Origin of the sequence: Nonomuraea thailandensis, assembly GCF_024172165.1 — a bacterium.
In the GTDB taxonomy this organism is placed as follows: domain Bacteria; phylum Actinomycetota; class Actinomycetes; order Streptosporangiales; family Streptosporangiaceae; genus Nonomuraea; species Nonomuraea thailandensis.
In genome coordinates this window covers 1,500,029-1,513,512 of record NZ_JAMZEB010000002.1, presented here as the reverse complement: position 1 = coordinate 1,513,512, position 13,484 = coordinate 1,500,029, and the positions used below count along the sequence as shown (strand labels likewise).

The following is a 13,484-nucleotide window of genomic DNA, read 5'->3' as shown; positions in this document are numbered from 1 at the left end:
GATGACAGACCCGGCAGCACCCGCGGAGGAGGCCGTCACCGTGGCGGCGGCCGTCGCGGGCACCGCCACGACCGAGGCAGTGGCAGCCGCCAACCCGCTGCGCGACCCGCGCGACAAGCGGCTGCCCCGGGTGGCGGGACCGTGCGTGATGGTGTTGTTCGGCGTGACGGGTGACCTGGCCAAGCGCAAGCTGCTACCGGCGATTTACGACCTGGGGAACCGGGGGCTGCTACCGCCCGGCTTCTCGCTGGTCGGGTTCGCCCGGCGCGATTGGAAGGACCAGGATTTCGCCCAGTTGACGCACGACGCCGTCAAGGCGCATGCCCGGACCCCCTTCCGCGAGGAGGTCTGGAAGCAGATCCGCGAGGGCATCCATTTCGTTCCCGGCGAGTTCTCGGACGACGGGGCGTTCGACGCGCTGGCCATGGCGTTGGCTGAGATCGACGAGACCCGCGGCACGGGCGGAAACTACGCTTTCTACCTGTCTGTGCCGCCGAAGTTCTTCCCCGTGGTGGTGGAGCAGCTCAAGCGCACCGGGCTGTCCGACGCGCCTGACGGCTCGTGGCGGCGCGTGGTCATCGAGAAGCCGTTCGGGCACGACCTGCAGTCGGCCCACGAGCTGAACGAGATCACCACCTCGGCCTTCCCGGAGAGCTCGATCTTCAGGATCGACCACTACCTGGGCAAGGAGACCGTCCAGAACATCATGGCGCTGAGGTTCGCCAACAACCTCTACGAGCCGATCTGGAACCGCAGCTTCGTCGACCACGTGCAGATCACGATGGCCGAGGACATCGGCATCGGCGGCCGCGCCGGCTACTACGACGGCATCGGCGCCGCCCGCGACGTCATCCAGAACCACCTGCTCCAGCTCCTCGCGCTCGTCGCCATGGAGGACCCGACCTCCTTCGAGGCCAACTCGCTGCGGCGCGAGAAGGAGAAGGTGCTCAAGGCCGTGCGGCTGCCCGCCAACCTGGGCCTCAACACCGCGCGCGGCCAGTACTCCGCAGGCTGGCAGGGCGGCGAGAAGGTCGTCGGCTACCTGCAGGAGGAGGGCATCTCGCAGGAGTCCATCACCGAGACCTACGCCGCCATCAAGCTGGAGATCGCCAACCGGCGCTGGGCCGGCGTGCCGTTCTACCTGCGCACCGGCAAGCGCCTGGGCCGCCGCGTCACCGAGGTGGCCGTGGTGTTCCAGCGGGCGCCGCACCTGCCGTTCAGCAAGGACGACACCGAGATCCTCGGCCAGAACGCGCTGGTGATCCGGGTTCAGCCGGACGAGGGCATCACGGTGCGGTTCGGCTCCAAGGTGCCGGGCACGGCGATGGAGGTGCGTGACGTCTCGATGGACTTCGCCTACGGCGAGTCGTTCCTGGAGTCGTCGCCGGAGGCGTACGAGCGGCTGCTGCTCGACGTGATGATCGGCGATCCGCCGCTCTTCCCGCACCAGCGGGAGGTGGAGCTGTCCTGGACGATCCTCGACCCGATCGAGGAGTTCTGGGCCACGCAGGGGCAGCCGGAGCCGTACGAGTCCGGCTCGTGGGGGCCCGAGTCGGCCGACGCGATGATGGCCCGCGACGGCCGCGTGTGGAGGAGGCTGTGAGAGAGCGCAGCGAACCAACGATGAGACACAGCATGACGGTCGCGAGGCCGACGAAGGAGGACTCGTGACGACGTTCATGCTGACGGACACCACGGCCGGGAAGATCGCCGCCCAGTTCACCCACCTGCGTCACCAGATGGGCGCGCCGGCCATCGGCATGGTGCTCACGCTCGTCGTGGTCTGCGAGGAGCGCCACCAGTACGACGCGCTGCGCGCCGCGACCGAGGCGGCCCGCGAGCACCCCTCGCGCATCATCGTGGTGATCAAGCGTGAGCCGGAGGAGACCATCAGGCTCGACGCCGAGCTGCGCATCGGCGAGAACACGCCCGGCGAGGTGGTGGTGCTGCGCCTGTACGGCGAGCTCACCGAACACGCCGACTCCGTGGTCAGCCCGCTGCTGCTGCCCGACACCCCCGTCGTGGCGTGGTGGCCGGGCGCGGCCCCCGACGCGCCGTCCAAGGACGCGATCGGGGCGCTGGCACAACGGCGCATCACCGACGCCAAGGGCTTCGACGACGGCGGCGTCGGGTCGCTGGTCACCCGGGCAAAGGGGTACGCGCGCGGCGACACCGACCTGTCCTGGGCCAGGCTGACGCCGTGGCGCAGCCTGCTGGCCGCCGCCTTCGACCAGCCGGTGGGCAAGGTGCGCAAGGGCACCGTGGAGGCCTCCCCCGGCCACCCGAGCGCGCCGCTGCTGGCCGCCTGGCTGTCGGAGCGGCTCGGCGCCCCGATCAAGGTCGTCGACTCCTCCGGGCCCGGCCTGACCTCCGTACGCCTGCAGCTCGGCGACGGCGAGCTCGCGGTCGTGCGGACCGACGCCCGCCTGGCCACGCTCCGCCGCCCCGGCCAGCCCGACAGGAACGTGGCCCTGGCCAGGCGGCAGACCTCCGAGCTGATGGCCGAGGAGCTGCGCAGGCTCGACACCGACGAGATCTATGAGGCCGCGGTCAAGCGGTTCGCGAGGACGTACAAGGGATGACGGCAGTTCAAAGGGAGACGACCATGAGCGTTCCCGGCATCGTCGTTCACCGCGACGCCGACGTCCTGGCCAAGGCCGTCGCCGCGCGGATCATCACCCGGCTGGTCGACGCGCAGTCGGCCAAGGGCTCGGCGTCGATCGTCCTGACGGGCGGCACCGTCGGCATCGCCACCCTGGCGGCCATCGCCGCCACCCCCGCCAGGGACGCCGTCGACTGGCGTCGCCTGGACATCTGGTGGGGCGACGAACGCTTCGTCCCCACCGGCGACGAGGAACGCAACGAGACCGGCGCCCGCGAGGCCCTGCTGGACCACGTGGACGTGGACCCCGCGCGGGTGCACGTCATGCGCGGCCCCGACTCCGGCATGACGGCCGAGGAGTCGGCCGACGCGTACGCCACCGAGCTGCGCGCCGCCGCCCGGCCCGAGGACCACGGGCCGGTGCCGAGCTTCGACGTGATGCTGCTCGGCATGGGCCCCGACTCCCACGTGGCCTCCCTCTTCCCGGGCATGCCCGCGCTCTACGACACCCGCCCGGTGGTGGCGGTCCACGGCTCCCCCAAGCCACCGCCCACCCGCATCTCCCTGACCCTGCCCGCCATCCAGGCCTCCCGCGAGGTGTGGGTGGTGGCGGCCGGCGAGGAGAAGTCGGGCGCGGTCCGGCTCGCCCTCTCGGAGTCCGGGCCCGTCCAGGTGCCGGCGGCGGGGGCACGGGGGCGCGGGCGGACGTTGTTCCTGCTGGACCGGGCCGCGGCGAGCAAGATCCCGCCGGGCCTGGGACGCCTGGCGTCGCCGTGACGCGTTAGCGGGGCGGCGGGGCGCCGAGGTCGCAACCGAACATCTCGGCGAACCGCCGCTGGGCGATGGTCATGAGCTGGACGAGGTCGTGGTCCTGGTCGCGGGCCGGGTTCCGCTTGACGGTGATGCCGATGAGGGAGTTGGCCGATCCACAGCGGAACCACGCCTCCACCGTCCGGTACGGACGCATGCGAAGATCGAAATCGCTGATCAGCCCGGTACCGAGCTCCTTGGGCAGGTCGGCCGGGTCGCGTTTCTCCCCGAAGGTCATGTAGCGTTCGATGGCTCCGCGCGAGGCCGATACGTCATAGCTCGTGATGAAGAGGCTTTGCTCGGCGTTCGCGATGACGCAGCTGTAACTGTCAGGATGTCGCTTGTCGTCTCCCGCCCGGTGAGGCCCTCTGTAGCCGGTCAGCTCCGCCACGGCGGCCTGCGGGATGAAGTAGCACAGGTAGGGCGGGCGATCGGCGACCGGCCCGCGCACCGGACTCGGTAGCGGTATGTGCGCCGCCTTGTCCGGCGTGCAACCGGTCATCAGCACGAACACTCCGGCCACCCACTGCCATCCCGCCCAGCGCCTACCCATCGTCGTCCATCCCGGCCTTGACGTTGTTCCGGAAAGTGACGGCTCCGGCGGCGGCGGATTGTTGTGCTTCCCCGTAGTCGGCCGGCACCGTGGTGTTGTCGGCCAGCCAGCGTGTGAAACCGTCGTACTCGTCCCTGCCCATGAGACTCGGCTCCTTGACCCGCGGTGGGTCGCCGATCATGAATCGTTCATTGAGGTCGTCGCGCCTGTATGCGCCGTGAGCGGCGGCGGACGACGCGAGCATCTGCTTCACCAGCTCTTGGGCGGCTATGTCGTTCGAGGCGGCGTCGCTGTAAGCCACCTCGGTCTTCCCTCCCGCATGCCCGCACTGCTTCACCAGCCAGTCCCCGGCCTTCGCGTAGCCGTCCTTGACGAAGCCGTCGTAGATCTCGTCCGCCGCCTTCAGCCCCAGCTTGCCGACCTGCTGGGCGAAGGGGATCGGGACGAGGCCGACGCCTCGTTCGACCAGCTTCCGCAGCGCCCCATCGGCCGCGTCCGCATCCTGGCCCCAACTGACCAGGGCCGTCCGGCGCGCCTCTGTCAGATGGCCGAGCGCCACGGAGTCGAGCGCGATCGTGTTGGCCGTCCTGTCTCTGTCGCGCATCGCCAGCGCATGATCGATCTTGCCTCGCCAATGCGCGACCTGCGCATGGAGCAATGCCTCATAGGCTCTGTCGTCGATCGCCACGTCGAGCAGGGCACGATCAAGATCGGTGGAGTTGAAGCGGGCGGTGGGCCTTCCGTCGAAGTCGCCCGTGAGCTGGTCGTCGGGCAATCGAGGATGGCGCTGGAAATGAGCGAACACCATGTCCTCGATGTGCTCGGCAAGGATGCGGCCCATGTTGTCGCGGACGCCGGAGAGCCGATCGAGCTCCGACGGGTTCTTGATCCCGACCTCCCCCGCATCGCTGACCGACAGGTGCGACGCGACGACGTCCGAGTAGATCTGCGTCGCCATGACGGCCAGCCGCTTGGACTCGGCGTCCGCCCCCTTCATCGCCGCCTCCATGGCCTCCCCCAGGGCTTCTCCGCGGTCGCCCATGCCCCACTGCGGACGCCGGTCGTCCATGAGGTATGCCAGGAGATCCCTGCTCCCGATGAGCGCCTGGGAACGTTCCTTCGACGTGCTCGCGACGGTCAGCAGCGCGGCGACCGGATCGGCGGCTCCTGTCTCGCCGGAGCCGGAGAAGGGCCTCGTGTCCAGAGGAGCGGGCAGGTCGTAGGCATCGGTGTCGCGCGCCAGCGGCCACTCGCCGTTCTTCTTGAGGAAGTCGCGATCCCACCGGATCATGTCCTGGCCGATCGTGGTCATGAACGCTTCGCTGAAGGCCTCCTCCGGCGCCGCCGCGAGGATCTGGCCGAGCGACCAGTATCCGTGGACCGTCATCTGCCCGCGCATCCCCGGAACCTGGATCTCCGCACGCCCCTGCCGCTTCAGCTCCTCGAGGAATCGCCGGTTGACGTGCGCGCTCTTGCTCGGGTCGGTCGCCGTGGCGAGGGCCTTGCCGAGCAGGGACAGCACGTCACGATTGCGCCGCCGGACCGCCTCCGCCGAGCCGTCGCCCGCGTTGAGCGCATGACGTACGCGCGTGCCCATGGCGGCGGGCAGCGTGGCCAGCCCCTGCGGGCCGAGCTGCTCGATCAGGGCGGTGGCGAACCGAGGGTCGCCCATCCATCCCGCGTACGCCGCGAGTCTCTCCGCCGCGCCCGCGTCGCCCCGCGCGGCGGCCTCTGCCCATGAGACCGCCTGGGCCGCCTGCGCGCGGATCTCGGCCGGGATCATCCTCGACTCGTCGATCCGCGTGAGCCCGGGCCGGACGGTCGCGCCGGGCACGGGATGGCCGCACACGTCCACGTCGACCTTCTCGGCCTCGTACGCCAGATCACGCCGCCGGTAGAGGTCGGGTGCCTGCTCGATCAGCCACTGCCCCACCCGGCCGATCGAGGCCACGCCCGGGTGGGTGATTTCGACCTGGTTCAGAATCGCCCGAAGCCGCGCCGCGCAATCCGCCAGCCCTTTTCCCGCATTTTGCACACCATGCCCGAGTTGGTGCATTTCTCGGGGATCGATAGAGGAAAAGGGCATCAGTCGGCCGGACCCATCACGGTCACTTGTGAGATCTCCTCATGGAGATGGTCGATGATGCCGCGCAGCCCCCGCCACAGTTCGGCGCGCTGGTGCAGGAGGTCACCGGCGAACCTGCCGGCGACCGGCCCTGTCCAGGTGCGCCCGCCCGACATCTGCAGCAGCGGCCGGTCGAGGCAGTGCCAGTGCTGGTCCGACAATTCCTGGGCGCGGCGCAGCGCGTCCATCAACTCGGCACGAGTAGCCATGAGAACCTCCCAGCCGAGTCATACATAAAACGTGACCGCCGCACCTCGTTTTCCGCTCGATTCACTTTGCCAGACCGCCATTTCGACGTCAGCCCGCTCGGCGAGAACGCTTTTCCCGGCGCGCCATGGCGCCCGCGTTCAACTCGACCGTGGCGCACCCGCGCCTGGAGCAGGCTTCACGGCCTCCCGCCCTCCACCGCCAGGCGGCAGGGCCTCAACCGGCGCTGACCAGCGCGTCGATCTCGGACAGCAGTTCCCGCTTGCGCCCCTCTCCCAGATACGACGCCCGCACCCCGTTCCGCGCGAACTGCGCCAGTTCCTCCTCCCCGAACCCGAACACCTGGTGCGCCACCCGGTACTCCTGCGCCAGCGTCGTGGCGAACATGGGCGGGTCGTCGCTGTTCAGCGTCACGTACAGGCCCTCCTCCAGCATCCGGGGCAGCGGGTGGTCCTCGATGCGGGTGATCTGGCCGGTGCAGACGTTCGAGGTGGGGCAGACGTCCAGGGGGAGCTGGGTGTCGCGGAGGTGGGACACCAGGCGGGGGTCGGTGAGGCAGTTGATGCCGTGGCCGATGCGCTCGGCGCCGTAGCCGTCGATGACCTCCCAGATCGTCTCGGGGCCGGTCATCTCGCCGCCGTGGGGGACGCTGTGGAGGCCGGCGGCGCGGGCGGCGGAGAAGGCGGAGCGGAAGGTGTCGCGGTATTTCGGACGTTCCTGTTCTATGCCGCCGATGCCGAAACCTACCAGGGCGGCGGGAGGTTCCTGGAGGGCGTGTTCCAGGGTCACCTTGGCGGCTTCCTCGCCGTACTCGCCCGGGATGTCGAAGATGTAGGCCATCTCCACGCCGTAGTCGGCCAGGGAGCGGCGGGCGGCCAGGTCGAGGGCCTCGGTGACCTCGCGCATGGGCATGCCGACCATGCGGTGGGCGTACGGGGTGACCTGGAGCTCCGCGTAGCGGGCGCCCTGGGGGGCGAGGTCGCGGGCCAGGCCGAGGACGAGGGTGGCGACGTCCTCCGGCTCGCGGACGAGCTCGTTGACGGCCCGGTAGACGCGGGCGAAGTGGGGGAAGTCGACGAAGCGGTAGAAGTCGCGCAGTTCCTCCTCCGTGGTGGGCACCGTGCTGTCCGGGTGGCGGCGCGACAGCTCCAGCACGGTCGCGACCGAGGCCGAGCCCACGAGGTGGACGTGCAGCTCGACCTTGGGGAGGGCGTCGATGAAGGCGTCGATGGTCATGCGGATGACCTTAGGGGTGATATTTCGCGAAAAAACAGGGTTTGGGGTGGAATCTCACCTGAGATTGTCAAGTTCCCCGGCTGGGCTAGGCTGGGCCGGTGACCAACGCCGAAGCGTACGATCGCGGCTTCGCCCACCTCAGCTCCCACACCGTCGGCCCGCTCCTGGCCTCGGCCCGTGAGAGCCGCGCCCGGCGCCTGCTCGACGTGGGCTGCGGCACCGGCGTGGTGACCGCGGCGGCGCTCGCCCTGGGGGCCGAGGTCACGGCCGTCGACTGCGATCCCGTCATGCTGCGGCTGATCGGCCGGCGGCATCCGTACGCGACCATCCGCCAGGCCGCGCTGCCCGAGCTGCCGTTCGGCGACGAGGCGTTCGACTGCGTCGCCGGAAACTTCGTCATCAACCACGTGCCCGACCCCGCCGCGTCGCTCCGGGAGCTGCGCCGCGTGCTGCGCCCGTCCGGCACGCTCGCCCTGACCTGGTGGAAGGCCGACGAGATGACGGCCACGAGCGTCTTCACCGAGGCCATCGCCGCCGCCCGGATGCCCTACGACCCGCCGGTCCGCCCGTTCGCCGCCCATGCCACGCCGCCGTCGTTCACCGCGTTGCTGGAGGGGGCGGGGTTCAGGGAGGCGGCCGTGGAGGCGGTCCGGTGGCGCCACCAGGTGGATCTCGATGCGTGGTGGACGGATGTGGTGGGGGCGGGCGGGCCCAGGTTCGGGATGATCGGCCACCAGCCGCCGGAGATCGTGGAGCGCATCCGGGCCGAATATCTACGGCTCGCGGCCCCGTACGCCGGGGAGGGGTTTCCCGTCTGCGCCTACCTGGCCCGGGCTGTCAAATAGGCGGTCCGGCTGCCGGCCTCGGCCGAGGGCGGCCCTGTCACCGGTCAGGGTCGGCTGGAGCCTCGTGCGCGAGCTGCTCGAACCGCACGCCCGTCAACTCCGCCGACACCTCCCACAGCCGCGCCGCGAGCTCCTCCGAGTGGGCCGCCCGCGAGGGCCGCAGCAGCTTGGCCCCGGGCCCGAAGTACTCGCCTCCGCGCACGTCCGGCGAGACCGCGGCGTACAGCGACGGCACGGCGCCGGCCGCGGCGGACTTCAGCAGCAGCCGCACGAGCGGCTGGAGCGGCCCCACCTTCACGATGTTCGTGGCGGTCGTGCCGGGGTGGACCGCGACGCTCTTCAGGTCCACGCCGGCGCGGCCGGCCCGCCGCTGCAGCTCCAGCGTGAACAGCAGGTTGGCGAGCTTGGAGCGCGCGTACGCGGACATGCGCCCGTAGCCGCGCTCCAGGCCCAGGTCGTCGAAGTCGAACCGCCCGGCGGCGTGCGCGTCGCTGGACACGGTCACCACCCGCGCGCCGGGCCTGGCGGCCAGCAAGGGCAGCAGCAGCCCGGTGAGCGCGAAGTGCCCCAGGTGGTTGGTGCCGAGCTGCAGCTCGAAGCCGTCCCTGGTGAGCTGCCTGGCGACCATGGCGATGCCCGCGTTGTTGACCAGCAGGTCCACCTCGGTCACGCCGGCGGCGAACCGCCTGACCGAGGCGAGGTCGGCCAGGTCGAGCAGGCCGGGCTCGACCCACGCGTCCGGCACCTCGCGCAGGATCCGCCGGACGGTCTCGGCGCCCTTGTCCGGGGTGCGCGCCGTCGCGATGACGCGGGCGCCGTGCCGGGCCAGCTCCAGCGCGGTGGGCAGGCCGATGCCGCTGTTGGCGCCGGTCACGACGGCCGTCCTGCCGGTGAGGTCGGGCATGGCGGCGGGGGTCCACCTCGTCATCGACACTCCTGGTGTACGCGACCGTTTCGTGCACCCTAGCTCACCGGAGCGCGGGCTGAAGATCCTCGTCGTCGTCCCCGACAGGACCGCCGCCCACCAGGCCGTGCTCGGTCAGCTCCCAGAAGTGGCGCCGGTCCGGGCTGGCGAGCTGCCACAGCGCCTTGTAGGCGGCCACGCTCATCAGCGCCCAGTAGAGCGGGATGGACACCATCGCCCGGACCGCGCGGAAGAGCCCGCGCTCCAGGCACCCGGCCATCATGCAGTAGACCATCAGGAAGTTGCCGATCACCATGGCGGCGGCGCCGCAGTAGAGCGAGACGGGCGGGAAGAACGCCTGCACGTAGCGGGTGCCGGTGCACAGGTAGAGCACCATCAGCCCCCAGAAGAACGGGTTCACCAGCGTGGTCAGCGTGGACAGGCCCATCGTGAGATGGAAGGCGATGGTCTGCCTGGTCCCCAGTTGCCGCCACAGGCGCACCGGGTGCCGGGAGTGCACGAGCCACGTCTGCAGGTAGCCCTTGATCCAGCGGCTGCGCTGGCGGATCCAGTTGCCCAGGCGGCTGTTGGCCTCCTCCTCGGTGACCGAGACCATCATGCGCACGTCCCAGCCGCGGCGGGCGATGCGGATGCCCAGGTCGGCGTCCTCGGTGACGTTGTACGGGTCCCAGCCGCCCAGCGCGAGCAGCGCGTCGGTGCGGAAGTGGTTGGAGGTGCCGCCCAGCGGGATCGGCAGCCGGTAGCGGTCGAGCCCGCGCAGCATGAGGCTGAAGTGGGTGGCGTACTCGGCGGAGAAGCAGCGGGTCAGCCAGTTGGTCCAGGGGTTCCAGTACTGGAGCTCGGCCTGGACGCAGACGACCCTGCCCGGCAGGGCGCGGAAGGCGAGCACGGCCTTGCGGAGCTGGTCGGGCTCGGGCCGGTCCTCGGCGTCGTAGACGACCACGAACTCGCCGCGCGCCCGGGCGAGCCCGACGTTGCACGCCTTCGGCTTGGTGCGCGGCGTGGACGGCGGCACGAGCACCACCTCGAACGGCGCGCCCAGCTCCGGCAGCGCCGCGCGGGTCTCGTCGTCGTCCTCCTCGATCAGCAGCAGGATCTGCAGGGACTCGGCCGGGTAGTCGAGGCTCGCCAGCCGCTGCAGCAGGAACGGCAGCAGCGCGGCCTCGCGGTACAGCGGCACCAGCACGGTGTAGGACGGCAGCGCGGCGCCGGACAGCCGGTGCAGGTCGCCCTCGTCCAGATCGATGACCGAGGCCCCCCACGCTCCCAGCACGACGGCCGTCTTGAAGACGAGCAGGACGAGATAGGCCGCGGTGGCCAGCGCGACGGCGGCCTGGCACCACCACAGCGGCGCGGGCCCCCACCCGAACGCCAGGTGCGCGAGCAGCGCGACGGCGATCACGGCCGGCGCCAGGACGGCGCAGACGGCCTGCCCGCGGCTGAGCAGGCGCCGGGCGCTGAGCTCCGCGTCGAGGACACCGATGCCCGCGTGGCCGGTGCGCTCGCGATGGGGCGTGGTCATCACACTCGCCTCCGATAGATGTGCTGGACGGCGTCCCGGTAGACCAGCGTGAAGTCGTGCGTCAGCGAGGGCCGGTCGCGAAGGGTGCGCCAGGTGCGGTCCTCCCTGCCGGGCGCCGTACGCGCGTAGATCCACCCGATCCCCTTGCCGGCCGGGTCCCGCAGCGCCCGCTCCCACAGGCGGAAGCTGCCCTCGTAGACGATCCGCCCCAGCGGGATGCGGGACTCGAAGGCGACGATCTCGTTGCCGTGGTTCTCCATGAGCACGGGCGTGCCGTCGTAGTGCTGCCGCCACCAGGCCACCGCCCGCGCGACCGCGCGCTCGTCGCGGCCGGCGTGCCAGCTCATCGGCTCGGCGAGCGTCGCGGTGCCGGGCACCGCCACGACGGTGGCGACCATGCCGCAGGCCAGCGCGGCGCGTGCCCAGCGGGCCCGCAGCGGGGCGAGCGACACCAGGTAGCCGGCGAAGACCGCGGCGCCCAGCACCATCACCAGGGCGAAGCGCACGTTGTAGAAGCTGCCGTGCACCTCGGGCACGTGGAGCGGGCGCTGTCCCAGGTACAGGGCGAGGACGAAGAACGGCACGAAGATCAGCAGCGTGTACGGCGCGACGGCCTCCGCCCGGAGCCGGCGCCGCCAGGCGTACACCAGCGCTCCGGCCGCGCCCGCGAGCGGTGTGAGCAGGCCGAGCGCGTGCGCCATGGCGTGGGCGTAGGTGCTCCAGGCGACGACGGGCGCGCCGATGTTCGGGTCGTCGGGCGAGACCCACAGCGCCGGGTTGGCGTACTCGCCGGAGTGCCAGTACAGCCAGTCGTCGAAGATCAGCCAGCTCCAGGCCACCCAGCCCGCGATGCCGGCGAACGCCGCCGCCCCGAAGAAGATCAGGTGCGCCTCCAGCCGGGCGAGGTCGCGCCAGCGGCGGAAGGAGACGTACCCCACCACGGCGGTCATGGCGACCGCCAGCACCCAGCCCTCGTAGCGGGTCAGCGTGGCCAGCAGCGTAGCCGCCGAGGCGATCGCGAGCTGCGTGTGCCGTCCGGAGCGGCACCATCGCGCCAGGTGGTGCACCGCCGCGGCGATGCAGGCGAACAGCAGCAGCTCGGTCATCGGGGTGCTCTGCAGGTAGAGCACGTTGGGGTTGAGCGCGAGCAGCCCGGCCGCCGTGACCCCGGCCGTCCTGCGGCGCGCCCGCTCGGCGCCCGCCGTCCCGGCGGCGATCAGGTACGCGTACCGGACGGTCACCACGTACGAGACCATCGAGACCAGCGAGCCCGCCAGCCCCGAGTAGAAGAGCGCGTCGTGCCAGACGACGGGCAGGGCCAGCAGGTGCGGCAGCGGCGGCCAGACGCCGCCGAGCTGGGCCAGCCCGGGGGTCGGGCTGTCGATGACCCGGCGGGCGATGAGCAGGTGCGAGCCGCTGTCGTTGTAGGCCAGCACCGAGCCCAGGTCCAGGTGGTACAGGCAGGCCAGGACCGATAGCACCGCGCTCGCCGCCGTCACCAGGGCGAGCACCGGGTCACGCGGCGCCCGCCAGGCCGGGCGGCGCGCGCCGAGGCCGAGGCCGGCCCTGGAGCGCGAGACGGCGCGGGGCGCCGGAGGACGGCCCCGCCTGGACAGCGGGAGCTCGACGATCCGCACGTCGCCCCGCGCCGACGCCAGGGACGTCGGCCGCGCCGGCCCGCCGTGGCCCCACTCCTCCAGCAGCCACCGGTCGAGCAGCCGGTAGGAGCAGGCGCCGCCGCGCGCCTGGCCGCGCGGCAGCAGGCGGTCCCACGCGGCCCAGGTCAGCACGGTGGCGCGGCGGGTGCGTGACCGCGCCCGCTCCGGCGTGCCGACCACGGCGTCGGCCCGTTCCTCGCGCTGCACGCGCAGAAGCACGGGCAGGTCGGCGGCGTTGATCCGGTCGCCGGGACCGACCAGCACGAGCCTGCGCATGTCGGTGCGCTCCAGCGCGGCCAGCACGCCGGCCCGCTCGGCCCGCGCCGCATCGGGCTCGCCCTCGTGCGGCACGGTGAGGACGCGGTCGGGATAGCGCGAGGCCAGCACGTCCAGGGCGCCGGGGACGCCACCGGGCTGGCCGACGATGACGATGCGGTGCTCGAGGCCCGCCTCGGCCAGCGTCGCCAGCAACGATTCGACCTCGTCCTCGACGCACTGTGGCCGGGAGTGCGCGGGGAAGACCACGGCGACACCGTCGTCCTTCCCCACCGGGTTCAGGCCCGGCGGATGCTCCTGGGACGGCATGCGACGCTCACCGCCCCCGTGCCGCGCCGGCGGGAAATACCGCACGGAAATATCCGACATCGACGCACACGCCAGCCATCACTCCACATCGCAGAACGCGCACACCCGCACAAGTCATGTCTCTCCAACGATGCGATTCGATAAGGCCACTGGTCGCCAGAATTCACGCGGTCAGGAGATTTGCCCGTACCGTCCAGCCGACACCGATTATCACCGTTGCCGCAGGTCAGAGCCCTGTTGTTACCCCTCAAAGCCTGGCAAAAACTCGTATTGTCCACACACGTCGACAGATGTCCGCTTTATGCAGAATGCCGTGGCGATCGCGGACACACCCCAGAAACAGGGCGTGTGCATCCGGAGAATTCACCTCAGCGCAGTTAGCATGACTCCGCGATATTCGCGATGTTCACGTCGCC

At 71.1% G+C, this 13,484-nt stretch carries 11 protein-coding genes; 4 read left to right on the top strand and 7 right to left on the bottom strand.

What is annotated here, in order from left to right; genetic code table 11:
- Position 1: 1 nt before the first annotated feature.
- The 3 genes from zwf (at position 2) to pgl (ending at position 3,379) form a co-directional block, all read left to right on the top strand.
- Positions 2-1,603 carry a glucose-6-phosphate dehydrogenase gene (gene zwf / locus HD597_RS11050; protein WP_253741914.1) on the top strand — a complete coding sequence of 534 codons (1,602 nt, stop codon included), beginning with the start codon at positions 2-4 and terminating at the stop codon, positions 1,601-1,603.
- A gap of 64 nt (positions 1,604-1,667) precedes the next feature.
- Positions 1,668-2,582: a glucose-6-phosphate dehydrogenase assembly protein OpcA gene (locus tag HD597_RS11045; protein ID WP_253741913.1), complete on the top strand. Its 915-nt coding sequence runs from the start codon at positions 1,668-1,670 to the stop codon at positions 2,580-2,582.
- A gap of 23 nt (positions 2,583-2,605) precedes the next feature.
- Entirely contained in the window at positions 2,606-3,379 is a 774-nt protein-coding gene (gene pgl, locus HD597_RS11040) for a 6-phosphogluconolactonase (protein ID WP_253741912.1), read from the top strand.
- Positions 3,380-3,383: 4 nt separating this feature from the next.
- Here pgl and HD597_RS11035 read toward each other — a convergent pair whose 3' ends face one another.
- The 4 genes from HD597_RS11035 to add form a co-directional block, all read right to left on the bottom strand.
- Positions 3,384-3,926 carry a hypothetical protein gene (locus HD597_RS11035; RefSeq protein ID WP_253741911.1) on the bottom strand — a complete coding sequence of 181 codons (543 nt, stop codon included), beginning with the start codon at positions 3,924-3,926 and terminating at the stop codon, positions 3,384-3,386.
- A gap of 31 nt (positions 3,927-3,957) precedes the next feature.
- Positions 3,958-6,021, bottom strand: coding sequence for a DUF6571 family protein (locus tag HD597_RS11030; protein WP_253741910.1), 2,064 nt, complete (start codon positions 6,019-6,021; stop codon positions 3,958-3,960).
- A gap of 29 nt (positions 6,022-6,050) precedes the next feature.
- Positions 6,051-6,299, bottom strand: coding sequence for a hypothetical protein (locus HD597_RS11025; RefSeq protein ID WP_253741909.1), 249 nt, complete (start codon positions 6,297-6,299; stop codon positions 6,051-6,053).
- Positions 6,300-6,513: 214 nt separating this feature from the next.
- Complete coding sequence (add, locus tag HD597_RS11020) at positions 6,514-7,533, bottom strand: adenosine deaminase (RefSeq protein ID WP_253741908.1); 1,020 nt, start codon at positions 7,531-7,533, stop codon at positions 6,514-6,516.
- A 98-nt stretch (positions 7,534-7,631) separates the two neighbouring features.
- Here add and HD597_RS11015 point away from each other — a divergent pair, with 98 nt between their 5' ends.
- Positions 7,632-8,378, top strand: a complete 747-nt coding sequence (locus HD597_RS11015) for a class I SAM-dependent methyltransferase (RefSeq protein ID WP_253741907.1) — start codon at positions 7,632-7,634, stop codon at positions 8,376-8,378.
- A 37-nt stretch (positions 8,379-8,415) separates the two neighbouring features.
- On the opposite strand, the gene HD597_RS11010 is transcribed toward HD597_RS11015, so the two are convergent.
- The 3 genes from HD597_RS11010 to HD597_RS11000 are packed head-to-tail and all read right to left on the bottom strand — an operon-like array spanning position 8,416 to position 13,068.
- Positions 8,416-9,306, bottom strand: a complete 891-nt coding sequence (locus HD597_RS11010; protein WP_253741906.1) for an oxidoreductase — start codon at positions 9,304-9,306, stop codon at positions 8,416-8,418.
- A gap of 40 nt (positions 9,307-9,346) precedes the next feature.
- Positions 9,347-10,825 (bottom strand): glycosyltransferase, encoded by a 1,479-nt coding sequence (locus tag HD597_RS11005; protein WP_253741905.1) that lies wholly within the window; start codon positions 10,823-10,825, stop codon positions 9,347-9,349.
- The gene (locus tag HD597_RS11000) at positions 10,825-13,068 is read right to left on the bottom strand and encodes a glycosyltransferase family 39 protein (protein ID WP_253741904.1); all 2,244 of its coding nucleotides are present in this window, start codon (positions 13,066-13,068) and stop codon (positions 10,825-10,827) included. The genes HD597_RS11005 and HD597_RS11000 overlap by 1 nt, the downstream gene beginning before the upstream one ends.
- Positions 13,069-13,484: the final 416 nt, after the last annotated feature.

Bases quoted from the DNA above. Each gene is read 5' to 3' on its own strand.
- zwf (WP_253741914.1), top strand. From the start codon at position 2: ATGACAGACCCGGCAGCACCCGCGGAGGAGGCCGTCACCGTGGCGGCG.
- pgl (WP_253741912.1), top strand. From the start codon at position 2,606: ATGAGCGTTCCCGGCATCGTCGTTCACCGCGACGCCGACGTCCTGGCC.
- HD597_RS11030 (WP_253741910.1), bottom strand. From the start codon at position 6,021: ATGCACCAACTCGGGCATGGTGTGCAAAATGCGGGAAAAGGGCTGGCG.
- HD597_RS11025 (WP_253741909.1), bottom strand. From the start codon at position 6,299: ATGGCTACTCGTGCCGAGTTGATGGACGCGCTGCGCCGCGCCCAGGAA.
- add (WP_253741908.1), bottom strand. From the start codon at position 7,533: ATGACCATCGACGCCTTCATCGACGCCCTCCCCAAGGTCGAGCTGCAC.
- HD597_RS11010 (WP_253741906.1), bottom strand. From the start codon at position 9,306: ATGACGAGGTGGACCCCCGCCGCCATGCCCGACCTCACCGGCAGGACG.
- HD597_RS11005 (WP_253741905.1), bottom strand. From the start codon at position 10,825: ATGACCACGCCCCATCGCGAGCGCACCGGCCACGCGGGCATCGGTGTC.
- HD597_RS11000 (WP_253741904.1), bottom strand. From the start codon at position 13,068: ATGCCGTCCCAGGAGCATCCGCCGGGCCTGAACCCGGTGGGGAAGGAC.